25 protein-coding genes are annotated in these 21,806 nt (G+C 59.5%); 11 read left to right on the forward strand and 14 right to left on the reverse strand.

Going from position 1 to position 21,806, the window contains the following annotated elements:
- The first annotated feature begins 33 nt into the window (after positions 1–33).
- Together AB4N47_RS12655 and AB4N47_RS12660 are read left to right on the forward strand one after the other, a co-directional pair.
- Positions 34–1,008 (forward strand): hypothetical protein, encoded by a 975-nt coding sequence (locus AB4N47_RS12655; protein WP_341637812.1) that lies wholly within the window; start codon positions 34–36, stop codon positions 1,006–1,008.
- 143 nt (positions 1,009–1,151) lie between these two features.
- Positions 1,152–1,919, forward strand: a complete 768-nt coding sequence (locus AB4N47_RS12660) for a sulfite exporter TauE/SafE family protein (protein ID WP_056784810.1) — start codon at positions 1,152–1,154, stop codon at positions 1,917–1,919.
- Positions 1,920–1,931: 12 nt separating this feature from the next.
- Here AB4N47_RS12660 and AB4N47_RS12665 read toward each other — a convergent pair whose 3' ends face one another.
- Entirely contained in the window at positions 1,932–2,876 is a 945-nt protein-coding gene (locus AB4N47_RS12665) for a GlxA family transcriptional regulator (RefSeq protein ID WP_341637813.1), read from the reverse strand.
- A 116-nt stretch (positions 2,877–2,992) separates the two neighbouring features.
- Here AB4N47_RS12665 and AB4N47_RS12670 point away from each other — a divergent pair, with 116 nt between their 5' ends.
- The 3 genes from AB4N47_RS12670 to AB4N47_RS12680 all read left to right on the forward strand — a co-directional run bounded on the left by AB4N47_RS12670 (position 2,993) and on the right by AB4N47_RS12680 (position 4,473).
- Positions 2,993–3,757, forward strand: a complete 765-nt coding sequence (locus tag AB4N47_RS12670) for an SDR family oxidoreductase (protein WP_460154561.1) — start codon at positions 2,993–2,995, stop codon at positions 3,755–3,757.
- Positions 3,758–3,933: 176 nt separating this feature from the next.
- Positions 3,934–4,140, forward strand: coding sequence for a hypothetical protein (locus AB4N47_RS12675; RefSeq protein WP_422394761.1), 207 nt, complete (start codon positions 3,934–3,936; stop codon positions 4,138–4,140).
- Between the two features lie 84 nt (positions 4,141–4,224).
- The gene (locus AB4N47_RS12680) at positions 4,225–4,473 is read left to right on the forward strand and encodes a DUF6555 family protein (protein WP_016774267.1); all 249 of its coding nucleotides are present in this window, start codon (positions 4,225–4,227) and stop codon (positions 4,471–4,473) included.
- Here AB4N47_RS12680 and AB4N47_RS12685 read toward each other — a convergent pair.
- The 3 genes from AB4N47_RS12685 to AB4N47_RS12695 all read right to left on the reverse strand — a co-directional run bounded on the left by AB4N47_RS12685 (position 4,470) and on the right by AB4N47_RS12695 (position 7,266).
- Positions 4,470–5,204: a class I SAM-dependent methyltransferase gene (locus AB4N47_RS12685; protein ID WP_341637815.1), complete on the reverse strand. Its 735-nt coding sequence runs from the start codon at positions 5,202–5,204 to the stop codon at positions 4,470–4,472. The two genes, AB4N47_RS12680 and AB4N47_RS12685, sit on opposite strands and share 4 nt — an antisense overlap.
- 178 nt (positions 5,205–5,382) lie before the next feature.
- On the reverse strand, positions 5,383–5,892 hold the full coding sequence (locus tag AB4N47_RS12690) for a nucleoside deaminase (protein WP_341637816.1): 510 nt from the start codon (positions 5,890–5,892) through the stop codon (positions 5,383–5,385).
- A 33-nt stretch (positions 5,893–5,925) separates the two neighbouring features.
- Positions 5,926–7,266: a nucleobase:cation symporter-2 family protein gene (locus tag AB4N47_RS12695; RefSeq protein WP_122610153.1), complete on the reverse strand. Its 1,341-nt coding sequence runs from the start codon at positions 7,264–7,266 to the stop codon at positions 5,926–5,928.
- A 202-nt stretch (positions 7,267–7,468) separates the two neighbouring features.
- On the opposite strand from AB4N47_RS12695, the gene AB4N47_RS12700 reads away from it, so the two are divergent.
- Positions 7,469–8,383, forward strand: coding sequence for a LysR family transcriptional regulator (locus AB4N47_RS12700; protein WP_341637817.1), 915 nt, complete (start codon positions 7,469–7,471; stop codon positions 8,381–8,383).
- Here the strand turns inward: AB4N47_RS12700 and AB4N47_RS12705 are convergent, their stop codons facing one another.
- Together AB4N47_RS12705 and AB4N47_RS12710 are read right to left on the reverse strand one after the other, a co-directional pair.
- Positions 8,384–8,809: a VOC family protein gene (locus tag AB4N47_RS12705; protein WP_073475213.1), complete on the reverse strand. Its 426-nt coding sequence runs from the start codon at positions 8,807–8,809 to the stop codon at positions 8,384–8,386.
- A 164-nt stretch (positions 8,810–8,973) separates the two neighbouring features.
- Complete coding sequence (locus AB4N47_RS12710; RefSeq protein WP_341637818.1) at positions 8,974–9,429, reverse strand: winged helix-turn-helix transcriptional regulator; 456 nt, start codon at positions 9,427–9,429, stop codon at positions 8,974–8,976.
- 107 nt (positions 9,430–9,536) lie between these two features.
- Between AB4N47_RS12710 and AB4N47_RS12715 the strand changes: the two genes are divergently transcribed.
- The gene (locus AB4N47_RS12715) at positions 9,537–10,760 is read left to right on the forward strand and encodes an MFS transporter (RefSeq protein WP_341637819.1); all 1,224 of its coding nucleotides are present in this window, start codon (positions 9,537–9,539) and stop codon (positions 10,758–10,760) included.
- Positions 10,761–10,872: 112 nt separating this feature from the next.
- On the opposite strand, the gene AB4N47_RS12720 is transcribed toward AB4N47_RS12715, so the two are convergent.
- The 6 genes from AB4N47_RS12720 to AB4N47_RS12745 all read right to left on the reverse strand — a co-directional run bounded on the left by AB4N47_RS12720 (position 10,873) and on the right by AB4N47_RS12745 (position 14,028).
- Positions 10,873–11,019, reverse strand: coding sequence for a hypothetical protein (locus AB4N47_RS12720; RefSeq protein ID WP_341637820.1), 147 nt, complete (start codon positions 11,017–11,019; stop codon positions 10,873–10,875).
- Positions 11,016–12,185 carry a zinc-dependent alcohol dehydrogenase gene (locus tag AB4N47_RS12725; RefSeq protein ID WP_341637821.1) on the reverse strand — a complete coding sequence of 390 codons (1,170 nt, stop codon included), beginning with the start codon at positions 12,183–12,185 and terminating at the stop codon, positions 11,016–11,018. Before AB4N47_RS12725 ends, AB4N47_RS12720 begins: the two co-directional genes overlap by 4 nt.
- A 41-nt stretch (positions 12,186–12,226) precedes the next feature.
- Positions 12,227–12,454 carry a PLD nuclease N-terminal domain-containing protein gene (locus AB4N47_RS12730; RefSeq protein ID WP_024012535.1) on the reverse strand — a complete coding sequence of 76 codons (228 nt, stop codon included), beginning with the start codon at positions 12,452–12,454 and terminating at the stop codon, positions 12,227–12,229.
- Between the two features lie 86 nt (positions 12,455–12,540).
- The gene (locus tag AB4N47_RS12735; protein WP_024012534.1) at positions 12,541–12,996 is read right to left on the reverse strand and encodes a DUF421 domain-containing protein; all 456 of its coding nucleotides are present in this window, start codon (positions 12,994–12,996) and stop codon (positions 12,541–12,543) included.
- Positions 12,997–13,003: 7 nt separating this feature from the next.
- Entirely contained in the window at positions 13,004–13,522 is a 519-nt protein-coding gene (locus AB4N47_RS12740; RefSeq protein WP_341637822.1) for a hypothetical protein, read from the reverse strand.
- Complete coding sequence (locus tag AB4N47_RS12745; protein WP_341637823.1) at positions 13,519–14,028, reverse strand: CinA family protein; 510 nt, start codon at positions 14,026–14,028, stop codon at positions 13,519–13,521. Before AB4N47_RS12745 ends, AB4N47_RS12740 begins: the two co-directional genes overlap by 4 nt.
- A gap of 165 nt (positions 14,029–14,193) precedes the next feature.
- Here AB4N47_RS12745 and AB4N47_RS12750 point away from each other — a divergent pair, with 165 nt between their 5' ends.
- Positions 14,194–16,575 carry a DUF3772 domain-containing protein gene (locus AB4N47_RS12750; protein ID WP_341637824.1) on the forward strand — a complete coding sequence of 794 codons (2,382 nt, stop codon included), beginning with the start codon at positions 14,194–14,196 and terminating at the stop codon, positions 16,573–16,575.
- A gap of 5 nt (positions 16,576–16,580) precedes the next feature.
- On the opposite strand, the gene AB4N47_RS12755 is transcribed toward AB4N47_RS12750, so the two are convergent.
- The gene (locus AB4N47_RS12755) at positions 16,581–17,594 is read right to left on the reverse strand and encodes a LacI family DNA-binding transcriptional regulator (protein ID WP_341637825.1); all 1,014 of its coding nucleotides are present in this window, start codon (positions 17,592–17,594) and stop codon (positions 16,581–16,583) included.
- 203 nt (positions 17,595–17,797) lie between these two features.
- On the opposite strand from AB4N47_RS12755, the gene AB4N47_RS12760 reads away from it, so the two are divergent.
- The 3 genes from AB4N47_RS12760 to AB4N47_RS12770 are packed head-to-tail and all read left to right on the forward strand — an operon-like array spanning position 17,798 to position 21,314.
- Positions 17,798–18,961 carry a Gfo/Idh/MocA family protein gene (locus AB4N47_RS12760; RefSeq protein WP_341637826.1) on the forward strand — a complete coding sequence of 388 codons (1,164 nt, stop codon included), beginning with the start codon at positions 17,798–17,800 and terminating at the stop codon, positions 18,959–18,961.
- Complete coding sequence (locus AB4N47_RS12765; protein WP_341637827.1) at positions 18,951–20,033, forward strand: sugar phosphate isomerase/epimerase family protein; 1,083 nt, start codon at positions 18,951–18,953, stop codon at positions 20,031–20,033. The genes AB4N47_RS12760 and AB4N47_RS12765 overlap by 11 nt, the downstream gene beginning before the upstream one ends.
- A gap of 42 nt (positions 20,034–20,075) precedes the next feature.
- Positions 20,076–21,314 carry a nucleoside permease gene (locus AB4N47_RS12770; RefSeq protein ID WP_341637828.1) on the forward strand — a complete coding sequence of 413 codons (1,239 nt, stop codon included), beginning with the start codon at positions 20,076–20,078 and terminating at the stop codon, positions 21,312–21,314.
- A gap of 79 nt (positions 21,315–21,393) precedes the next feature.
- On the opposite strand, the gene AB4N47_RS12775 is transcribed toward AB4N47_RS12770, so the two are convergent.
- Positions 21,394–21,693 carry a hypothetical protein gene (locus AB4N47_RS12775; RefSeq protein WP_341637829.1) on the reverse strand — a complete coding sequence of 100 codons (300 nt, stop codon included), beginning with the start codon at positions 21,691–21,693 and terminating at the stop codon, positions 21,394–21,396.
- Positions 21,694–21,806 lie beyond the last annotated feature (113 nt).

Consider the following 21,806-nt stretch of genomic DNA (forward strand, 5'->3'; position numbering starts at 1 on the left):
CATTTCATAGGTCTTTAGGGAGAAGGACACATCATGAGCTCAGCATCGCCACAGAGTCGTTTGGAACCGCTTGAACATAAATCCATGCAAGATTTTGGCGAGACATTTATCCAGGCCCTGCCCAAGCACATACGCAACTTGAAAATTCCCGGACGTACCTTAGAAGAAAACCAACGGCGTCAACCGTTGCTGGCCTGCGTCGGCAACGTTTCTGAGATAAAGGACGCCATGCTTGAGGTACTCAATCATTCCATCACGCAAGACGCGCAACTGGCGGCTGAAAGCGCATTCAGGGCGTTCCTCGAAAAGCCAGTAATAGATTCGTCGGTATTGAGCTTTTTCAATGGGTGGAATGAAACCCATAAAACCACCAGCCTTGTCTCGGCAAAAATCATCATGCGCCTGTCGGCGGATGCGATATCGGTATCTGCCGACAGACGTGAGGGTTACCACAATGTCATGGCGCATATGCATGAAGTGGCGAAAGATGATTTCGGTCTCGGACATCAGGGCCATGACGGAATGTACAACTACATGACTGCAGCTTTTGGTGCGTCAGCCTGGGTTGAAGAACAATTCAGAATTGCAGAATGCAATGACTTCGCGGACTTCCTATACAACACCGGGGTCGCCAAGCATAAAACGGCACTAAACTCGCAGGAACACAAATCTTCAATTATGGATGCGATGATGGTTTCAATCTCATCTGAACTGTGGAACGGTCGTGCATACAATTTCATCGCTCAATATATTGAAGCAAAGCTCCTCGCGGCCAATCCGTTCTTGAGGACAAACACGCAAAACCTGCGTAACGCCAAAGGCTACGTAATGGGGCACTCCGGAGAAGTTGAGAACAAACACGGATTGCATGCCTTGGCGGCCGCGCAAGCTTACGGTCAGACGGTAGGTCTGGAATTCAAGCCTGCGCGACTGAAGGGCATCATGCTCAATTACAATGAAAGAGTCGGCAATGCATTCTCCGCCATGCATCGGATTATGACCTGTTGATCTCTATGGATTAACGAAGCATGCCGATGAACTCTCATAATGTGAGCTTGGAGAATGATCGGCATGTTTTGACGATATTTAAACCAAACCACGAGCGACTCATGAACCTTCCGGCCAAATGACGTTCCGCAGGGATCTATCGCATGGATGTTGAACACGCTGTTCTTGCATTGGGTTTCTTCGCGTTTTGTGGTGGCCTGATAGACGCTGCGGTCGGTGGCGGAGGCCTGGTACAGGTGCCGGCACTTCTACATGCCCTACCCCAGTACAGCCTTGCCACCATTTTCGGCACCAACAAACTGGCCGTTCTGGCAGGCAATATTTCATCAATATCGGGTTACCTGAAGCGCATAAAAATCCGCTGGAATTTAATGCTTCCGACCATGCTCGCCGCTTTTTTATTTTCTTTTCTCGGAGCTCTCTCAGTATCCCTTGTCCCTAAAAGATTGATGGAGATCGTCGTCTTTTTCATATTGATAGTCATGGCTATCTACACGTTTATGGAAAAAAAACTTGGTTTGGCAGGCAAAGACCGCCACTTCGGAACGAAAGACATTTGCCTTGGAGTTTTCTTTGGCAGCCTGATCGGTTTCTACGATGGTGTCTTCGGCCCGGGCAGTGGCAGCCTGCTGCTGTTTATCTTCGTGAAAGTCTTTGGCTTTGATTTCCTCAATGCATCAGCCTCTGCAAAACTGGTCAATCTGGGGACGTTCAGCGCTGCGCTCATATTTTTTATCCCCTCGGGTAATGTCTTGTGGGCGATTGGCGGCATAGTTGCTTTATGCAATATGGCCGGCGCACTGACCGGTGTCTTCTTGGCATTACGGTATGGAAGCAGTTTCATCAGAGTTTTTTTCCTGATCCTGCTCGTATTCCTGATCGGCAGAATGGGGGTCAACATTTTTTCGTAGACCCTGGTCGCGTCATACCATCCGCCGCGAATCCCGCCGTACCGCCTGCGGCGGCACGCCAAAGCCGCGCATGAACACCTCGCGCATGTGCCGGCGGTCACGAAACCCGGTTTCCCTGGCGACTACATCCAGACTGTGACTGCTCTGCTCGATCAGCAACCGCGCCGCTTCCAGCCTTAGGCTCTCTATCGCCTTGGCTGGTGACTGGCCGGTTTCGGCGGTGAACACGCGGGTGAATTGCCGCGGACTCAGGTGCACCACTTCGGCCAGTTCTTCGACGCTCAGCGAACGATTCAGATGTTTGCGCGCGTAATCCAGTGCACTCTGAATGCGATCGGATTTTGGTGACAGCGACAGCAATTCCGAATGCTGCGACTGCCCGCCCGAGCGGCGCTGATGCATCACCAGCCGATGGGCCACCGAGCGCGCAATTTCGCTGCCCAGATCTTTTTCAACCATGCCCAACGCCATGTCAACACCAGCGGTCATGCCCGCCGACGTCCACACCGGGCCGTCGATAATAAAGATCCGGTCGTCCTCGACGTTCACCGAGGGATGCATCCTGCGCAGGGCCGGGGCGAACGCCCAGTGCGTGGTCACGCGGCGGTTGTCCAGCACGCCCGCCTGCGCCAGTACGAACGAGCCGGTGCAGATACCGGCCACTCGGCGCGCGCCGTCGGTGAACCCGCGCACGCTGTGCAGCACCTCAGCATCGGGCGGCGTCAACGGTGTCAGCGTTCCCGCGACCATCCAACTGTCGGCCAGCCCGGCCGTCGTCAATGGCAACGTATCAACGTGCAGGCCCAGCGACGAGCTGACGATGCCGCCGGTCTGGGAAAAGTTCTGCACTTTGTACACGGCTTTGCCCGTGACGATGTTGGCGAATTCGAACACCGACTGGGTCGCCAGCGCCATCACCTGAAAACCTTCCGTGAGCAGATAGCCGACTCGATGCATGGTCGCGCTCCGTTTGTTGAATGTCTTGAAACACTACCACATACGTCATTCAGGTCGGTTCAGGTTTTCTCCATCATGGCTTGCATACCAATCAATCCACTCGCGGGACGCAGCTCATGAAACTTGAAGCCAACACGATCTTCATCACCGGCGGCACTTCCGGCCTCGGCCGCGCCTTGGCCGAGGCCCTGCATCAGCGCGGCAACAAGGTCATCATCGCTGGTCGTCGCCAAGCCCTGCTGGCAGAGATTGCCCAGGCCAACCCGGGCATCGATACCGTACAGCTGGACATCAACGATGCGCAGCAGATCAAGGACGTCGCCGCCGAAGTCATCCGCCGCCATCCGTCGTTGAACGTAGTCATCAACAACGCCGGGATCATGCCCTTCGACAACGCGGGTTCCGGCGACTACGACGATGAGCAGGCAGTAGGTCTGTTGCAGACGAACCTGCTCGGCCCGGTGCGCGTCAGCGCGGCGTTCGTCGAACACCTCAAGCGCCAGCCCGAGGCCTACATCATCAACAACAGCTCGGTGCTGGCCTACCTGCCGCTGGCGACCACGGCGCTGTATTCGGCGACCAAAGCGGCTATCCATTCCTACTCGCTGTCGCAGCGTTTCATGCTGCGCGACACCAGCGTCAAGGTCCTGGAAATCGCGCCACCTTGGGTCGATACCGACCTGATTCACAAGAGCGGCGACGAGCGTGCCATGCCGCTGGACGAGTTCATCGAGGAAACCCTGATCAAGCTGGAAACCGCCACTACCGAAGTGCTGGTTGACCGAGTCTTGCCGCTGCGAGCCAACCAGGGCGCGAACGAGCACGGGTTGATCGAGCAGTTCAACCTGTCGCTGCTGGAAAATCCTATTCCGGTGGCTTGATTAAAGCGCCGAATACTTCCGACCACTTGGGTTTGTGATCCAAGTGGTTTTTGTTGGGACAAGGTTCAAGGCTCATCGGTGACCATCCTTCGGTTGCTGTGTACCCTTTCTGCATCAAGCAAATCTGTGCAGAGGAAAGGGTGTTGGCATATCTGGATTGGGTGCAATGGCCGGCGATGCTGGTCACCGTTCTGGCCGCGTGGCTGATCGGTTCGCAACGACCGCAACGGCGCATGAGCGGTTTCGTTTGTTTCAGCCTGAGCAATTTGCTGTGGGTGATCTGGGGCGTCCATGCCGGGGCTTACGCGCTGATCGTTCTGCAGCTTTGCCTGTTCCTGATGAACTTGCGCGGCTTCTTGAAGAACCGCGTTTTAGAGCGCTGAGTGACGCTGATCATCCGGCCAGAAAATCCTTTGAATTTTTCTTGTCGGACAAAATCATTTACGTATGAGCGTAAGGAGGAACTCATGCGTAGCACCGATATTTTCGTCATCGAATACAAACATCACGACCAGCCAAAATCATTCGTCATCCGCGCCAAGAGTATGCGCAACGCCGACGCTTGGCATTGGGCGAGCTGTGACGCCGGTATTGCGCCGATTCCGAAACCGGGTAAACCACCGTTGAAAGTGGTTTCCAAACCCCAGGCCGAGCGTTATGGGATCACCGACGTGAAATGGCGCGAGACGGCAGCTCTGGACTGGACGGAGGCTTAGGCAAGTCGGGTCGCCTGGCTGAGCTTGCACGTCAGCCAGGCGCTCCAGAACAAACTGCTGAAAAACCGTGTTGCATCGCCGAACCCGGCACCATGTAACAAGGCCTGCACCGCCGCCTCCGAGTGCGGCGGATCAGCGCCCTGCAAAATCTTCCCGAGTTTCGCCTGCACCTCGTCAGCGGTTGCGCCCTGCTGTCGCCAGCGCTGGCTCCAGGCTTGCAGCAGCAACGGCTGACTGGCGTAAGCGTAATGATTGCCGGCCACGATCAATGGCGCGCCGGGTTTGAGGCGGGCCTGAATGGAGCGCAGTATTTGTTGCTTGGCCTCGTCACCGCCCAGGTGGTGGAGTACACCGATCAGGGTGGCGGCGTCGAAAGATGCGTCGGCCGGCAAGTCTTCGACATGACCGAGATGTATCTGGACTTTGTGCAATAGATCATTGGCGCGCAGATGTTCGATCGCAGCATCGAGCATCGGCCCGGAAGGATCGACCGCAGTGAAGCGCCACTCCGGCTCCAGCGCGGCCATGGCGATGATTTCCTGCGCGGTGCCCCCCGCGCCCACCACCAGCACGTTTGCCGGACGCGACTGCCCGAGGCTGGCGGCGAGCATGCAGGCCGACAGGTCGTGACAGGCATCGTAGCCAGCCAGGGCAATGCGGCTTTGCCGGGCATATTCGTTGGCGCGGGAGGTGTCGAATTTGCCGGCGGCGTCAGTGGCGGGTTGGGTCATGGCGATTCTCCTTGTCTTTGCGACACGCTACGCGGTGAGCGTGGAGAAGAAAAATCCAATGATTTCATGGGGGGCATTCCGCTGGGGAATGTGTGGATGTCATCCCGGCGAAGTAAAAGTGATGCAGAGCGTCAGCGGATGCGTCCCCACGCAGGAGCGTGGGAACGATCCATAACAACTAAGACCAGAACCCTTTATGCGGCTCAGCTGCCTCTGCCTCCAGCATTGGCCCGAAAACGCTCACCGTGCGCTGCCCTCTGGCAAACACTTCGCGACACGGCAACGAGAATGTCGGGTTCTCCGGATGATCGCCGGTCAGCCCGAGCAAAGCATGTTCCGACAACGCATACACCACTCGTCCGACACCGGTCCAATACACCGCGCCCGCGCACATGCAGCAAGGTTCGGCGCTGGTGTACAGCGTGCACGCTTCCAGCTCCGTGGGTGACAACCGCTTCGCCGCCGCAGCGACCGCGACCAGTTCGGCATGCTGGGTGGGATCACCCTCCGGCGGCATCGAATTGTTGCACGCTTCGGCAATGACCTTGCCGTCGCGGTCCGCCACCAGCGCCGCAAACGGGTGCCGGCCACGTTGTTTCGACGCCTGCGACAGGGCGATGGTCTGGCGCAGCAATGCCAGGTCCAGAGCGCTGACGCCGGCCGGGACAAGCTGAGTGAATTGATTCATGGGTAACTCCTGGGCAGTGGGAAAAAACAAAAGTCAGTCGGCCAGTTCGGCCGTGGAAGCGCCGACGGCGTCGGTCGATGGTTTTTGTTTGTTGAGCAGCACATTGAGCAGAATGGCGGTGATCGCACCGAGAAAAATGCCGCTATCGAGCACCAGTTTCAGCGTCGGGCCGACATGTTCGAACAGGGCCGGAAACGACATTGGCAAGACGCCGACGCTGACCGACACCGCAACGATGATGGCGTTGCGTGTGCCTTCGAACTGCACCCGTGACAATTCCTGAATGCCCGCCACCGTGGTCATGCCGAACATGACGATCGCGCAGCCGCCCAGCACCGGCGTCGGCACCGCCGCAATCAGCGCGCCGAGCTTGGGGAACAAGCCCATCAACACCATGATTGCGCCAGCGGCCGCGACGACGAAGCGGCTCTTGATGCTCGAAAGCGCAATCAGGCCGGTATTTTGCGTGAAGGCGTTGTAGGGAAAACTGTTGAACAGACCACCGAGCATGGTCGACAAGCCGTCGGCGCGGAACGCGTTGCCGAGGGTCTGCTGGGTGGTGGGTTTGCCGACCAGTTTGCCGATGGCCAGGCAATTGCCAGTGGTCTCGGCCATGATCACCAGCATCGCCAGGGTCATGATCAGAATCGGTACCAGAGAAAATTCCGGCGGACCAAACGCCATTGGCGCGCTCAACTCGAACCACGCCGCCTCGCTGACCCGATTGAAGTGCGTCATGCCGCAGGCGGCAGCGATCAGGCTGCCGACAAACAAACCGATGAGCACGCTGAGGTTACCGATGAAGCCGCTGAATTTCGCATAAATCACCAGCGTCACACTGACCGTGGCCAGGCCCAGCAGCAGATTGGCCGGGCGACCGAAGTCAGGCGAATCGGGATTGCCGCCACCCAGCCAGATTGCCGCCGCCGGCATCAGTGAAATACCGATGATGGTGATCAGGCTGCCAATCACTACGGGCGGAAAGAATCGCAGCAAGCGGCTGAACACCGGCGCCAGTGCGATGGTCAGGAAGCCGGCGGCGATCACCGCCCCAAAGATCTGGCTGAGGCCGAACTCCTTGCCGATCATGATCATCGGCGCCAGCGCAATGAACGAGCAGCCCTGAATCAACGGTAAACGCGCGCCGAACTTCCAGAAACCGAGGGTCTGAATCAGCGTCGCCACACCGGACGTCAGCAGGTTGGCGTTGATCAGTAAAACCACCTGAGCCGACGTCAGCCCCATCGCACTGCCGAGAATCAGCGGCACCGCCACCGCTCCCGCATACATCACCAGAACATGCTGCAGACCGAAGGTGAAAAGCTGCCGCAGGGGCAACACCTCATCGACCGGGTGAACGCGTTGTGTAGTCATGGCACAAGCTCCTGAAGGGGCAGCGTTGGTTGTAATCGCGGGCGCTCAGGGACAGATGCACAGAGAGAATCGGCCCCGGCGTTCGAAGACGCGAGGTCATCCTTGAATGTTTTTAACGATGAAACAAATTGGCAACCATCGCTTTTTTCGATGGCAAAGACGCGGCACAATCGCCGTCTCGCTCAAACCCGGAGTACACCGCGTGCGCTTCTCACTCGATCAGTTGCTGATGTTCGTCCAGGTGGTGAAAAGCGGCTCGTTCTCCGCCGCCGGGCGCAAGCTGGGCAAGACGCAATCGACCATCAGCGCAGCGATCGCCAATCTGGAAACCGACCTTGGCGTCGAGCTGTTCGACCGCCGCAATCGCAGCCCTGCCCTCAGCGCCAGCGGGCATAAATTGCTGGTCCAGGCAGAGGCGGTACTGGAGCGCTGCATGACCTTCGAGGCCCACGCCGATTGCCTTTCCGATAGCGTCGAACCGAGCCTGACCCTGGCGATTGAAACGCCGTACGGCCCGATCATGCCGGTGCTGCAAGCGTTCGAGCGGGCCTTCCCGTTTGTCGATCTGATCATTCGCCACCCGGTCTACGGCGATGTCAGCGAACTGGTCAGCAGTGGCGAGGCGGTGCTGGGCGTGGCGTTTTCGCAGCCGGGCTATCCTCGGGAACTGGCGTTCCAGCAGCTGGGCAAACTGATCATGCTGCACGTCTGTCATCCCGATCATCCGCTGGCGCAACTGGACAACGTCACGTTCGACGATTTGCACGTGCATCGGCGCCTGGCGTTCAGTGCGCACGCCAGCAAACTGCCGAGCAGTGAATACCTGCGCTCGACGCAACTGTGGCAAGCGGAAAGCTATCTGGCCCTGCTGGAAATGGTCCGCGCCGGCCTCGGCTGGGCGACCCTGCCGCGCCAGCTGATCCAGCGTGAACTGGGCAATGGCGAACTGGTCGAGTTGCAGCTGTCGGCGTACCCGCATACCGACTGGCAAATCGGCGTCGACCTGTTATGGGCACGCCAACGGCCGCTGGGCACCGCCGAGCGCTGGCTGAAGGAAAAGCTGCAGGCCACCAAGGTTTATGAACGCGATCGCAACGGCCAGATCACTACGCTGTGATCATTTGGCAAACACCTGACTCATGTCCTTGAACGCCTTGAATTCCAGCGCATTGCCGCAGGGATCGAGCAGAAACATGGTCGCCTGTTCGCCGACCTGACCCTTGAATCGAATGTAGGGCTCGATCACAAATTGCGTGCCGAATGACTTCAGTCGCTCGGCCAGTGCCTCCCATTGCTCCCACTGCAAAATGATGCCGAAGTGCGGGACCGGTACGTCGTGACCGTCTACCGGGTTGCTATTAACGCTTTGCTGGGCAGCCGTTTTCGGCTGTTCGTGGATCACCAATTGGTGGCCGTAGAAGTTGAAATCGACCCATTGCGCGCTGGAGCGCCCCTCCTCCAGGCCGAACACTTCACCGTAAAAACGCCGGCAAGCGGCAAGATCGTAGACCGGGATGGCGAGGTGGAAAGGTGAAAGGCTCATCAGGCACTCCCGTAGTCGCGTTGCTGGAAATATGGCAACGGCGCACCGCTGCTGATCGAGGATCGAAAACAGCCTAGATCAAAAACCCGGCGGTTGCCGACTCGACTTTTCATGCCATGGAGATAGCGCGGCTGTGAATACACGCCACGGCTATCTGCCCGGCTTCATTGCCGGCTCGTCACCACTTTTCGGTGACAGTCCGCCGGGGCCAGCACCGCGCCCGCTCTGGAGCGCACGACGATTGTCTCAACGGGCTCGGCCCGTTCGTTGTCGAGCAGAATCGAGTGCTCCTCGCCTTCCGCAAACAGAAAGCGCTCGCCCCACTGCCGCAGGCTGACGACGATGGGGAATACCGCGCGGCCCATGTCGGTGAGCACGTATTCCTTGTAGGCACTGCCGTCTGACGCGGGCCGAAGCTCCAGCACGCCCAACTCGACGAGCATTTTCAGTTTGACCGTGAGGATGTTCTTGGCCAGGCCCAGACGCTTCTGGAATTCACTGAAACGGCGCACGTCATCGAACGCGTCGCGAATGATCATCAAGGCCCAGCGATCGCCAATGGCTTCGAGGGTTCGGGCCACCGGGCATTCGCTCTGCGCCAATGTTTGTTGTCGGGCCATGTGGTTCCTGATGGATCGGTTATTGAATGTGGTTGCATTTAACAACCCGAATGAATAAAGATCAACGTATCGGTTTCAATTCAAAACCACACTACGAGGAAGCAAGGATGCCCTGCCAGACGCAAACCCTGGTCAATGCGCAAGCCGCAGCTGACAGCGCAACGACCGGGCTGAGTCGTTTGCAGACTTTTCTCTTTGCGATCACCTGCGCCATGGCGGTGGCCAATGTTTACTTCGCGCAGCCATTGCTGGAATCGATGGCCGCCAGCCTCGGGGTTTCACCCGGTGCAATCGGCGTTGTGGTCACGGCCACGCAAGCCGGGTATGCGGTCGGGCTGCTGTTCATTGTGCCGCTGGGTGATCTGCTCGATCGAAAGAAACTCATCGTCAGTCAACTGCTGTTGTCTGCAACGGCGCTGTGTGCCGTGGGCCTGTCCGAGAGCTGGGGAGTGTTGCTCGGCGCCATGATGCTGGTGGGATTGCTGGCGGTGGTGGTGCAAGTGGTGGTCGCCTGCACCGCCAGCCTCGCAAACCCGGAGCAGCGCGGCGCCGCCGTAGGCACCGTCACCAGTGGCGTGGTACTGGGCATTTTGCTGGCGCGTTTCGTTTCCGGCGTAGTGGCTGATCTGGCCGGTTGGCGCGGCGTGTATTTTGTCTCGGCAGTCATGATGATCGGCTTGGCCCTGCTGTTATGGCGCACCCTGCCCGCCTCGGCAAAACCGCCCGCACAGGTCAGTTACTGGCGACTGCTGCGCTCGGTATTGGAATTGTTTTTGACTGAGCGGGTATTGCGCGTCCGCGGCATCTTCGCCCTGCTGATTTTCGCCGCCTTCAGTGTGTTGTGGACGTCAATGGTGTTGCCGCTCAGCGCGCCGCCATTGTCGCTGTCGCATACGCAGATCGGCCTGTTCGGACTGGCCGGAGTGGCGGGCGCGCTCGCCGCCACACGGGCTGGGCGCCTGGCCGATCGCGGCTTGGGCAATCGCACCACCGGCATCGCCCTGGCGCTGCTGACGCTGTCCTGGCTGCCCATCGCATTTGTCGACAGTTCGCTGCTGGCGATGGCCGTCGGGGTGATCTTGCTCGACTTCGCCGTGCAAGCAGTGCACGTGACCAATCAAAGCCTGATCTTCGCCGCACGGCCCGATGCGCAGAGTCGACTGGTCGGTGCGTATATGTGCTTTTACTCGGTGGGCAGTGGTTTGGGCGCTATCGCGGCGACGTATACCTATGCGCAATCTGGCTGGGTGGCGGTGTGTTTTCTCGGAGGCGGGATCAGTGCTGTGGCTTTACTGTATTGGGCATGGCTGGAATACCGCTACTCGAACTGAACCCGTGCGGGAGCGAGCCTGCTCGCGAAGACGGAGCATCAGTCAGCAGCGAATTGTCTGACCTGACGCCTTCGCGAGCAGGCTCGCTCCCACAGGGTTTACTTGCCAGCAGTTACTTGGCCTCCTCGGGCTTGTCGGTCTGCATCTGCACCGACGGCTTGCTTTTGTCGCCGTCCTTGTTGGGTGCATCGTTGGAATCAAAGCAGCCGCTCAACAGAAACATCGAGCAGAACCCCAGACATACGCAGATTTTTTTCATGACGATCTCCTGTCAGCAGTGGTATCGCTACCCGGTTCCAGCTTGACCTTGATCCAGCCGGATTGATGTTGATCAAACGCCTTGAACGCCGAAATCGCGTCAGTCAAAGGCTCGTCCTGCGTCAGCACTTTCGCTGGATCGACGCGCCCGGCGAGGGTCATTTCGATCAGCTTGGGAATGTATTTGCGGTGATGACAGTTGCCCATGTTGATGCGCACGTTCTTGTTCATTGCCTCACCGATCGGGAAGCTGTCGAACCCGGCGGGATAGACACCGATGATGGAAATCGTGCCGGCCTTGGCCACAGTCTTGACCGCCCACTCCAGCGCCTGCGCCGGCGCATCGCCCGGTTGCCACTGCGCAGGATGATGATGGCCGTGATGGGAATGGTTGGCGTCGATGCCCACGGCCTCGATCACCCGATCCACGCCAATTTCCGCAGTCAAGCGCGCAATGGTTTCAACTGGATCTTCTTTCTCGAAGTTGATGCACTCGGCACCCAAAGCCTGCGCGCGAGCGAGGCGATCTTCCAGGCCATCAATGGCGAACACCCGGCCGGCGCCCATCAGCTTCGCGCTGATAATCGCAAACAGTCCGACCGGCCCGCAGCCGAACACCGCCACCGTGTCGCCGTCCTTGATCCGCGCCATGTCGGCGCCGAACCAGGCAGTGGGAAAGATATCCGACATGGCAATCGCCTGATCGTCGGTGATGGCGTCCGGCAGTTTGATCAGACCAATGTTGGCGAAAGGGATGCGCGCTTTCTCGGCTTGCAGGCCATCGAACGGCCCGGTGGTTTTCGGCCCGCCAAAAAATGAAGTGCCAGCGGTTTTACCGTTGGGGTTGGCTACGTCGCACTGGGCGAAATAGCCGGCGCGGCAGTACGAGCAGTTGCCGCAGGCAATGGTCGAAGGAATCAGCACGCGATCGCCAACCTTGAAGTTGCGCACGTCTTCGCCAAGTGCTTCGACGATCCCCACACCTTCATGCCCGAGGATCGTGCCGGGCTGCATGTCCGGCGCACTGCCGCGAATGAAATGCAGATCGGTGCCGCAAATGGCCGACGCGGTCAGCCTGACGATGGCATCGGTCGGCGCTTGAATGGTTGGCTCGGGAACATCGTCCAGGCGGATATCGCCGACGCCATGAAATACAACAGCTTTCATCGTTCACCTCCAATTTTCCGGATGTGCGCAAATCAGGGTTCTTAACCCTTACTGTGCTCCGGCGACGAAGGACCTTCCTTGACGCCGCGCGGGCCGGCGATGCCCCACACGATCAGGCCGAGCACCGGGAATACGATCAGACCGATCGCCCAGGCGGCTTTGACGCCGACGCTTTTGTTGCTGCGAAACACACTGACAATCGCCCACAGATCGACCAGCAGAATGATCACCGCCACGGCGATGGAGAAGTAACTCGCTGCCTCGTTCATTTCGCAATCCTCCGATGACTTGTAAGCATTGGGCTGTGAGGCTTTTTCAGCGTTCAAAAAAATTGCGGCCGTGCGGCGTCAAAGGTTCAGCCGCCTTCCGGATCCTGGCGGATCACGGAAATCTTGCCGTTGCGCTCGATGATTGCGAATTTGATCTGGTCGATGGTTTCTATGCCCTGACTGGAGCGTGCCGCCTCCATGACATCCGCCTCGACCAGCCGCGCATGACGCAGGCGTCGGTGCAACAGCTTGCCATTCTCGACAATGATCGTCGGCTCGCCATCGATCAGCCGCGACACCCAACTGGAACGCTGTTTGAGCAGGGAAAAACCGACATCCACAGCGATCAGCGTAATGATCACCAGAAACGCATTGGTCAGAGAAAAATCATCACCGAGCAGCGCTTGCTGGGTGGCTTCACCGATGATCATCAGCAGGACGAAATCAAACGTCGTCAACTCGGCCAGCGAACGCCGGCCGGCAATTTTGAACAGCACCATCAGTGCCAGATACATCGCGAGTGCGCGCAACACCGAGTCCATGGGTCACCTATGGATAAATGAATTGAGTGAGCTTCACTTCGCTCGAGCCCGGCACGCGGATATGGCTGCGAAACAGGCCCAATCCGTCACCGCGCAGCGTCACATAGAGCGTCGCCTGGCCCTGGGCATCCGCCTGCAACCACAAGCGCATGCCCTGTTTTGAGCTGCGCATACGCACCGGGGCCGGTTGCATGGTTTCGACGCTGAAGCCATCGAGCATCTCGCCACCGATGTCGAGTTCGACAGTGGCTTCAGGCGCCGTGTGCACGCTGAGTTTCAGCGGGTTGGTCGAGCCGTTGCGATGGAACATCTCGTATTCGATCTGGACTTTACCGTCATCGCTGCGAGCGTCCTGCGAACTGAGCACGCCCCGGGAAAACAGCCCCAACAGACCGAGCAGCATGCACAGCACCAGCAGGTACCAACCAATGTGCTCGAAGCGCCAGACCTTCAACTGATAGGCCATGTCCTCCTGCACCGGAAACTGTCGGCTTTGCAGATCGGGATGGTCGGGGTCAGGCTTCATCGGCGCCACCCTCCTTCGCCGCGCAAGGCGCGACGGTGATAGTCCGGCAACTGCCGCAGGGCGAATTCAGAAGCGAGGGTCTGCACTTCACTGCGCGATCCGGCAAACCATTGTTGGGTGCTGAAAAGAAAATGTCGGTCATCGAACTGAAACGCCCAGGCGAAGCACACCGTACCGGCCTTGATGCCATCCATATCGTCGGGTCCGAGAATGCCGGTGGTGGCGACGGCGACGTTGGCGGTGCTGTCGCGCAATGCACCGATGGCCATTTCACTGGCCACTTCCACGCTGGTCAGATTGAAGGTGTCCATGGTCGCCGGGCTGACGTGCAACAGACGCTGCTTGGCTTGCGGCGAATAGACCACATAGCCGCACTCGATCAACTCGCCGCTGCCGGGCACCTCCGACAGCAACATGACGATCTCCCCGGCCGTGCAGGATTCGGCGGTGGTGATGATCAGTGAATGTTGGCGCAGGTATTCAATCGTTTCCTTGGCAATGGACATGGCATGCTCTCGAAGCTGTTATTGCCGGTTGACCGCTCGCTGCGCGGATCATTCCGCCGGATTGGATGAGCGTGTAAGCGCCTCTTGCAGAGAAAGTTTTCCGCCCCGTTCGGCGCGATCACCTACCCTCATAGACTGTGTAATCCACTCGAGCCCGCCGCCCCCATGCGTTGTTCATTCAAGTCGTTGTTTTTCATTCTGTTCCTACTGCTGATGCCGGGCAGCGCTGCACTGTGGGCGGCGGACCTTGGCGCGCCGGCAAACACAGGCGCAGCGCCGCTACCAGTGATTTCGCAAAGCGATCTGCAAGCCCTGCAACAACGCCTGGACGGGCTCAAGCAGCAGATTTCGGCGGCAAACAATTACAACCAGCTCGAAGGCCCGCAGGATCGGGTGCAGGCGTTCATTCTCGATGTCGATCGGTTGTCGGCTGCGCTGTTGCCGCAACAGGCGCAACTGGCGGTGCAACTGGGCGTGCTCGGCACGGCGCCCGACGCCGAGGTAGCCGCCGAGCAAGCCGATATCGTCGCGCAGCGGGCGACGCTGGCGGAGCAGAAAAGCAAGGTCGATGGCACCCTGAAAAGCCTCGCCGCACTGAAACAGAACGCCGCCGACCTGATCACGCAAATCGCCGGCATCCGCCGCACCCTGCTGGAAAGCGAACTGACCCTGAGCACGCGCAGCGTATTGAGCCCGTATTTCTGGACACCGCTGGTCAATCCAAGCGAAGACGACCGCCAGCGCCTGCGACTGTTCGTCGAGCAGGTGGCTGACGTATGGGCCACGGTCTGGGCGCCGGGCGAGCGGTTTTACACCTGCGTACTGGTGCTGTTGGCGCTGCTGATCTGGACCTTCGGCCGACGTCTGGCTGAGCGCGGGCTGACCTGGTTCTGCATTCATCGCGTGGCGGAGGGCCGACTGCGCCGCAGTGCCTTGGCCTTCGCCTCAGCTATCGCGACCTTCATCACCACCGCCATCGCCCTGAAGCTGCTGTTTTACGCCTGCACCCGCCACGACGCGCTGCCGCCGGTGCTGGAAACCTTCTCCGAAGAGTTCGAGAAAGTCGTCTATGCCTGCGTGCTGATCACCGGCCTCAGCCGCGCATTGCTCTCCACCGCGCACCCGTCCTGGCGCCTGCCGGCGATTGCCGATCCGGTGGCGCTGGCCCTCAAGCCTTACCCGCGAATCCTCGCCTGCTCGTTGCTGGTGTTGGTGACGCTGGTGCAAGTCGCCAATGCCACAGGCATGAGCAGCCACATCGTGATGGCCGGGCGCGGCGTGATTTCCATGGTGGTGCTGGCGATCATCGGCACGATGCTGTTGCGCGTCGGCAAAGTGCGCAAGGCCTTGGTCGCAGCCAATGACGCGTCGGCTACGAACAGCGTGTTCGCCGGGCTGATCTACAGCGTCGCCAGTCTCTCTATGTTGGTGACGGCCATCGCCCTGCTTGCCGGCTATGTTTCGCTGGCACGGTTCATCAGTTATGAGCTGGTGTGGGGCTATGTCGTGCTGTCGGGCTTCTACTTGCTGATTCAGCTGGTCAAGGACGCCTGTGAGCACCTGTTTTCGCCGAAACACGCGAGCGGCCAGGCGCTCAAGCAATTGCTCGGCGTCAGCGATCGGCGCCTTGAGCAGACATCGATCCTGTTGTCCGGGGTCAGCCGCGCCGGCCTGATGCTGATGGCGCTGATTTCGTTGTTTGTCGGCGGCATCGGCACCACGCTCGGCCAACTGGTCACCAACATCATGTCGATCCTTGGCGGCGCCGGTTTGCGCAAGCTGAATATCGTCCCGGCGCATCTGCTCAACGCGCTGCTGGCACTGCTGATTGGCATCTGGCTGATCCGTGCATTAAGCCGCTGGCTCGACAACGAATTCCTGCCCAAGACCGACATGGACCCGGGCATGTGTGCGTCACTGAGCACGCTGTTTTCCAATATCGGCTACGCCTTTGTGATTCTGCTGACGCTGTCGTCGCTGGGCGTGCAGTGGACCAACCTGGCGTGGATCGTCAGTGCGTTGTCGGTGGGCATCGGCTTTGGCTTGCAGGAGATCGTCAAGAATTTCGTCTCCGGCCTGATCCTGCTCACCGAGCGCCCGGTGAAAGTCGGCGACTTGATCAGCATCAGCGGCGTCGAGGGCGACATCCGCCGGATCAACGTGCGCGCCACGGAAATCCAGCTCAGCGACCGCTCGATTGTGATCGTGCCCAACTCGCAGCTGATCTCGCAGAACCTGCGCAACGTCACACTCGGCGGCAGTGCTCAGGGCGTGGCGTCGCTGGAGCTGATGTTTCCGCTGGATATCGATCCTGAGCAGGTCAAACAGCTGCTGCTCGACGCCTATCACGAGAACGAAACCATCCTCGATAAACCGGCACCATTCGTGCGCTTCAGCAAATTGTCGCCGGACGGCATAACCCTCACGGTCACCGGCTATGTCGGCAGCCCGAGGATTGTCGGGCTGACCAAGAGCGATTTGTTGTTTGAAGTGTTGAAGCGGTTGGGCGCGGCGGGGATTGCGCTGGCGAAACCGCCAGCGGCGTGATTCGGTTAGCGCTTGGCCGAGTTGTCGATGCGGGCCGTGCTGCTGCGTGGCGTCAGCTCGAACGGCAAGACGACATGCCGCTCTGTCAGCGGCTGTTTTTCGATCAGGGCAATCAACATCTCGACCGCCTTGGCCCCGAAGGCCTCGGCCGGTTGCGAGATGGTGGTCAGCGGCGGATCGCAGTACGCAGCCATGGGAATGTCGTCGAAACCCACCAGGGAAATGTCCTCGGGCACACGCAGCCCGGCCTGCCGGATGCGCTTGAGTGCGCCGATGGCCATCTCATCGTTTTCACAGAACAGTGCGCTCGGCCGCTCGGCCAATGCGAGCATCTTTTGCGCGCCGGCAAAACCTGCCTCAAGGCTGAAATTGCCATGGCAGATCAGTGCTTCATCGAAGGTAATCCCGGCCTCGCGCAACGCCATTTCGTAGCCCGCCAGACGATCCTGGGTCAGCGGGCTGTTTTTCGAGCCTTTGATCAGGCCGATGCGTCGGTGTCCCAAGGCGATCAGGTGTTCGGTCATGGCTTTGGCGGCGGCGACGTTGTCCAGGCTGATGGTGGGATAACGCCCGACCTTGATCACTTCGCAGGCGTTAACGATCGGCGGCACATCGGCGTCGGCCGGGGCGTTTTCAAAAGGATCGTAGGCGCGCAACTGGATCACCCCGTCGGCCTGATAAGCGTAAACCAGCTCGGCGAATTGTCGCTCCAGTTCTTCCCGGCCCTGGGTGTCGCACAGCAGCAGGCGATAACCGGCCGCCTGCGCCGCTTGCTGCGCGCCGCTGATGACCCGGGCGAAAAAGGTGTTGGCGATGGTCGGCACCAGAATCACCAGATTGCCGGTGCGCCGCGAACGAAACTGCACGGCCATCAGGTTCGGCCGATAGCCGGCCTGCTCCACGGCGGCCATGACGCGCTCACGGGTTGGCGCGAGGACACGCTCGGGCGATTTCAAAGTCCTCGAAACCGTCGCCACGGAAACCCCGGCCAGCCGAGCCACTTCGCGAATATTGGACAAAAACACCTCGTTGATTCATGCCGATCAAGCGCGGAGCTTACCGCAGGCAACGAGCGATCGAAACGCTGTCGATCATCCGCTGGCATTTGACACTCGGCTAATTCAAGCCTAGATTTCGCCCACGATGTAACCGGTTACATCGCTCATCAACATTGCATCCAGCTACCGAGACGACTGCCATGTACGCTGCCGCAAAAATAAGAATGGGTTTTGTTGGAGGCGGTGAAGGTTCATTCATTGCCCGTGCCCACCGGCAAGCCGCCGGCCTCGATGGACGCTTCGAACTGGTCTGCGGCGCATTCAGCCGCGACTCGGAGAATAATCAGCGCACCGCTGCGGCCTTGGGTGTCGCGGCCGAGCGTTGTTACGACGACTGGCAAACCCTGCTCGCCCGCGAGGCCGCCCTGCCCGCCGAGCAGCGCATGCAACTGCTGGTCATCGTCACCCCCAATCATCTGCACGCACCGATTGCCCGCGAGGCGTTGAGTGCCGGTTTTCATGTGTTCAGCGAGAAACCCGCGGCGCTGAACCTCGCCGAGGTGCAGGCGCTGCGCTCGGTGGTCATCAACAGCCAGCGAATTTACGGGCTGGCGCACACCTACCTCGGTTACGCGATGGTCTGGCAGGCCCACGAAATGGTCGCCAGCGGCGTGCTCGGGCGCGTGCGCAAAGTCCTCGTCGAGTACCCGCAAGGCTGGCTCAGCACCGATGTCGCCGGGCAAGGCAACAAGCAGGCCGGCTGGCGCGACGACCCGACGCAATCCGGGATCGGCGGCTGCGTCGGCGACATCGGCACCCATGCGTTTTCCCTCGCCGAGTTCGTCACCGGCCAGTCGATTAAGTTCATCAGCGCGATGCTCGGCTCGCATGTCGAGGGTCGGCAACTGGATGACGATGTGGCGATGCTGTTCAAAATGCGCGACGGCGCCAGTGGCGTATTGCTCGCCAGTCAGGTCTGCGCCGGTGAGGAAAACCCGCTGAAGATCCGCGTCTACGGTGACAAGGGTGGGCTGGAGTGGCGCCAAGAGGAACCGGCCAGCCTGATTCATCGACCGTTGAACGAGCCGATGCGCGTTCTGCGCTCCGGAGTCGGTCAGCCGTGGCTGTGTGCCGCCGCAACCCAACGCATGCGCCTGCCTGCGGGGCATCCCGAAGGTTATCTGGAAGCCATGGCCAACCTGTACGGCGATCTCGCCGAAGCGATTGTGCATGGCGCCGAGGGCCATCAGGCACCGGGCGTACCGGGCATCGATACCGGCCTGCGCGGCATGGCCTTCATTGAAACCGCGATCGCCAATCACCTTGGCAATGAAAAGTGGAGCGAGATACCCGGCCCGCTGACAGGAGCCCAGCACAATGAACAGTGATCAGCAAAATTTGACTGGTCTGAAAGGTCCGGGGATTTTCCTCGCGCAATTCATCGCCGACGAAGCGCCTTTCGACTCCCTCGCCAACATTGCCGAGTGGGCGGCCTCGCAAGGCTACAAAGCCATCCAGGTACCGACCCTCGGCACACGGTTCATCGATTTGCAGCGCGCCGCTGAGAGCCAGGATTACTGCGACGAACTCATCGCCGTCTGCGCCCGCGCCGGTGTGGTGATCAGTGAGCTGTCGACGCACCTGCAAGGGCAATTGGTCGCGGTGCATCCGGCGTTCGACAGTCTGTTCGACGACTTCGCCCCGCCCGCGCTGCGCGGCAAGCCGCAGGAGCGCACCAAGTGGGCCATTGAGCAGCTGAAACTGGCCGCTCGTGCCAGCAAGCGTTTGGGACTTACGGCCCATGCGACCTTCTCCGGCGCCCTCCTCTGGCCTTACGTCTATCCGTGGCCACAGCGTCCGGCCGGTTTGGTCGAGCAAGGTTTCGCCGAACTGGGCAAGCGCTGGCTGCCGATCCTCGACTGCTTCGAAGAGGCCGGCGTTGATCTGTGCTACGAAATCCATCCCGGCGAAGACTTGCATGACGGCGCGTCGTTCGAGCAGTTTCTCGAAGCGGTGAATCATCACCCCCGCGCCGCAATTCTTTATGACCCGAGCCACCTGCTGCTGCAGCAAATGGACTACCTCGGCTTCATCGACCGTTACCACCAACGCATCCGCATGTTCCACGTCAAGGATGCCGAGTTCCGCCCCGATGCGCGCTCCGGTGTCTATGGCGGCTATCAGGGCTGGGTCGAGCGTCCCGGGCGCTTTCGCTCGCTGGGCGATGGCCAGATCGATTTCAAATCGATCTTCAGCAAATTGTGCCAATACGACTTCAACGGCTGGGCCGTGCTGGAGTGGGAGTGCTGCCTGAAAGACTCCGCACAGGGCGCGGCGCAAGGCGCGGCGTTCATCGAGCGACACATGATCAGCAAGACCGCCAAGGCCTTCGACGATTTCGCCGGAGTCAGCGCTGACGCTGCTTCCAACCGACGCCTGCTCGGTCTGACTGACGATTGATTCATCCGCGTTACCGACATAAAAACAATACGGTGATCTGAAATGAACGTAATGAATGCGCGACTCAGCGTGATGATGTTTTTGCAGTTCTTTATCTGGGGCGGCTGGTTCGTCACCCTCGGCACTTTTCTGGCGACAACGCTGGCCGCCAGCGGTGGTCAGGTCGGCATGGCCTTCGCCACGCAATCCTGGGGCGCGATTCTGGCACCGTTTGTCATTGGCTTGATTGCCGACCGGTTCTTCAACGCCGAACGCATTCTGGCAGTGCTGCATCTGCTTGGCGCAGTGTTGCTTTATCAGCTCTATCGCGCGGCAGACTTCAGCGCGTTTTATCCCTATGTGCTCGCCTACATGATGGTCTACATGCCGACATTGGCACTGGTGAATGCCGTGGCGTTCCGCCAGATCAAAGACCCGGCGCTGGAATTCTCGCGCATTCGCGTGTGGGGCACGGTGGGCTGGATCGTCGCCGGCGTGGTGATCAGCTTCGTGTTCGCCTGGGACTCGCAGCAAAGCATCGCGGCTGGAGGCTTGCGCAATACGTTCCTGATGTCCGCCGGCGCGTCGCTGTTGCTGGGGCTTTACAGCTTCAGTCTGCCGAACACTGCGCCGCTGAAAAGCGCAGCGGGCTCATCAAGCCTCAAGCAGATGCTCGGCGTCGATGCGTTGGGTTTGCTCAAGGATCGCAGCTATCTGGTGTTCTTCCTCGCCTCGATCCTGATCTGCATTCCGCTGGCCTTCTATTACCAGAATGCCAACCCGTTTCTGGCCGAGATAGGCGTGACCAACCCGACAGCGAAGATGGCCATCGGTCAGGTGTCGGAAGTGCTGTTCATGTTGCTGTTGCCGCTGTTCATCCATCGCTTCGGCATCAAGATCGCTCTGCTGGTCGGCATGGCAGCGTGGGCATTGCGTTACGGGCTGTTCGCCTTCGGCAATAACGACGATCAGGCATTCATGCTGCTGATCGGCATCGCCCTGCACGGCGTGTGCTATGACTTCTTCTTCGTGTCCGGGCAGATCTACACCGATGCCAAGGCACCGGAACGCTTCCGCAGCTCGGCGCAAGGTTTGATCACCTTGGCTACGTACGGATTGGGCATGTTGATTGGTTTCTGGATCGCGGGACGGATTACCGACCACTTCACATCAAGCGCGGGGCATGACTGGAGAAGCATCTGGCTGTTCCCCGCCGGTTTTTCCGTGGCGGTGTTGCTGTGTTTCTGGGCGACATTCAAGAGCCGCGATCGCGACAAGGCCGTGCTGCCGAGTGCGGTTTAGAGCAGAGTTGTAAAGCGTGAATAGAACGAATGCCGCCTGTGGTTGAGGCGGCATTCGTTATCGATGCTCATCGTTGCGCTCAAGCGGTGCGACGTTCGAGCAGACGGTCAGCGCCACCTTCGGCGACCCGATTGCCTTGCAGATGATCGGAGCCATCAGAGGCTACTGCATCGCTGAACAGCGGATCGGTTTCGGTTGCGGCTACTGCATCGCTGAACAGCGGGTCAGTTTCGGTTGCGGCTACTGCATTGCTGAACAAGCGGTCTGTTTGAGTGGCGGCCGCGACCGCATCACTGAACAGCGGGTCGGTTTCGGTGGCGGCGAAGGCATTCAGTGCAAAAACCGAGAAAGCGATACCGAGGATGGTCTGGCGTTTCATGATGATGTGCTCCGAGTTGCAGTGGTTGGGTATGGAGCCGATCTTACGCCGCACCGTGGATATGAGAACTTCATTGACTTAATGGTTGTTATTGACGCAATCAATGATTGAAG

It is taken from the genome of Pseudomonas sp. S3_G06 (assembly GCF_054667565.1).

What these genes read in the sequence shown, in the direction of transcription:
- AB4N47_RS12655 (WP_341637812.1), top strand. Translation starts at nt 34, where the DNA reads ATGAGCTCAGCATCGCCACAGAGTCGTTTGGAACCGCTTGAACATAAA.
- AB4N47_RS12660 (WP_056784810.1), top strand. Translation starts at nt 1,152, where the DNA reads ATGGATGTTGAACACGCTGTTCTTGCATTGGGTTTCTTCGCGTTTTGT.
- AB4N47_RS12665 (WP_341637813.1), bottom strand. Translation starts at nt 2,876, where the DNA reads ATGCATCGAGTCGGCTATCTGCTCACGGAAGGTTTTCAGGTGATGGCG.
- AB4N47_RS12670 (WP_460154561.1), top strand. Translation starts at nt 2,993, where the DNA reads ATGAAACTTGAAGCCAACACGATCTTCATCACCGGCGGCACTTCCGGC.
- AB4N47_RS12675 (WP_422394761.1), top strand. Translation starts at nt 3,934, where the DNA reads ATGCTGGTCACCGTTCTGGCCGCGTGGCTGATCGGTTCGCAACGACCG.
- AB4N47_RS12680 (WP_016774267.1), top strand. Translation starts at nt 4,225, where the DNA reads ATGCGTAGCACCGATATTTTCGTCATCGAATACAAACATCACGACCAG.
- AB4N47_RS12685 (WP_341637815.1), bottom strand. Translation starts at nt 5,204, where the DNA reads ATGACCCAACCCGCCACTGACGCCGCCGGCAAATTCGACACCTCCCGC.
- AB4N47_RS12690 (WP_341637816.1), bottom strand. Translation starts at nt 5,892, where the DNA reads ATGAATCAATTCACTCAGCTTGTCCCGGCCGGCGTCAGCGCTCTGGAC.
- AB4N47_RS12695 (WP_122610153.1), bottom strand. Translation starts at nt 7,266, where the DNA reads ATGACTACACAACGCGTTCACCCGGTCGATGAGGTGTTGCCCCTGCGG.
- AB4N47_RS12705 (WP_073475213.1), bottom strand. Translation starts at nt 8,809, where the DNA reads ATGAGCCTTTCACCTTTCCACCTCGCCATCCCGGTCTACGATCTTGCC.
- AB4N47_RS12710 (WP_341637818.1), bottom strand. Translation starts at nt 9,429, where the DNA reads ATGGCCCGACAACAAACATTGGCGCAGAGCGAATGCCCGGTGGCCCGA.
- AB4N47_RS12715 (WP_341637819.1), top strand. Translation starts at nt 9,537, where the DNA reads ATGCCCTGCCAGACGCAAACCCTGGTCAATGCGCAAGCCGCAGCTGAC.
- AB4N47_RS12720 (WP_341637820.1), bottom strand. Translation starts at nt 11,019, where the DNA reads ATGAAAAAAATCTGCGTATGTCTGGGGTTCTGCTCGATGTTTCTGTTG.
- AB4N47_RS12725 (WP_341637821.1), bottom strand. Translation starts at nt 12,185, where the DNA reads ATGAAAGCTGTTGTATTTCATGGCGTCGGCGATATCCGCCTGGACGAT.
- AB4N47_RS12730 (WP_024012535.1), bottom strand. Translation starts at nt 12,454, where the DNA reads ATGAACGAGGCAGCGAGTTACTTCTCCATCGCCGTGGCGGTGATCATT.
- AB4N47_RS12735 (WP_024012534.1), bottom strand. Translation starts at nt 12,996, where the DNA reads ATGGACTCGGTGTTGCGCGCACTCGCGATGTATCTGGCACTGATGGTG.
- AB4N47_RS12740 (WP_341637822.1), bottom strand. Translation starts at nt 13,522, where the DNA reads ATGAAGCCTGACCCCGACCATCCCGATCTGCAAAGCCGACAGTTTCCG.
- AB4N47_RS12745 (WP_341637823.1), bottom strand. Translation starts at nt 14,028, where the DNA reads ATGTCCATTGCCAAGGAAACGATTGAATACCTGCGCCAACATTCACTG.
- AB4N47_RS12750 (WP_341637824.1), top strand. Translation starts at nt 14,194, where the DNA reads ATGCGTTGTTCATTCAAGTCGTTGTTTTTCATTCTGTTCCTACTGCTG.
- AB4N47_RS12760 (WP_341637826.1), top strand. Translation starts at nt 17,798, where the DNA reads ATGGGTTTTGTTGGAGGCGGTGAAGGTTCATTCATTGCCCGTGCCCAC.
- AB4N47_RS12765 (WP_341637827.1), top strand. Translation starts at nt 18,951, where the DNA reads ATGAACAGTGATCAGCAAAATTTGACTGGTCTGAAAGGTCCGGGGATT.
- AB4N47_RS12770 (WP_341637828.1), top strand. Translation starts at nt 20,076, where the DNA reads ATGAACGTAATGAATGCGCGACTCAGCGTGATGATGTTTTTGCAGTTC.
- AB4N47_RS12775 (WP_341637829.1), bottom strand. Translation starts at nt 21,693, where the DNA reads ATGAAACGCCAGACCATCCTCGGTATCGCTTTCTCGGTTTTTGCACTG.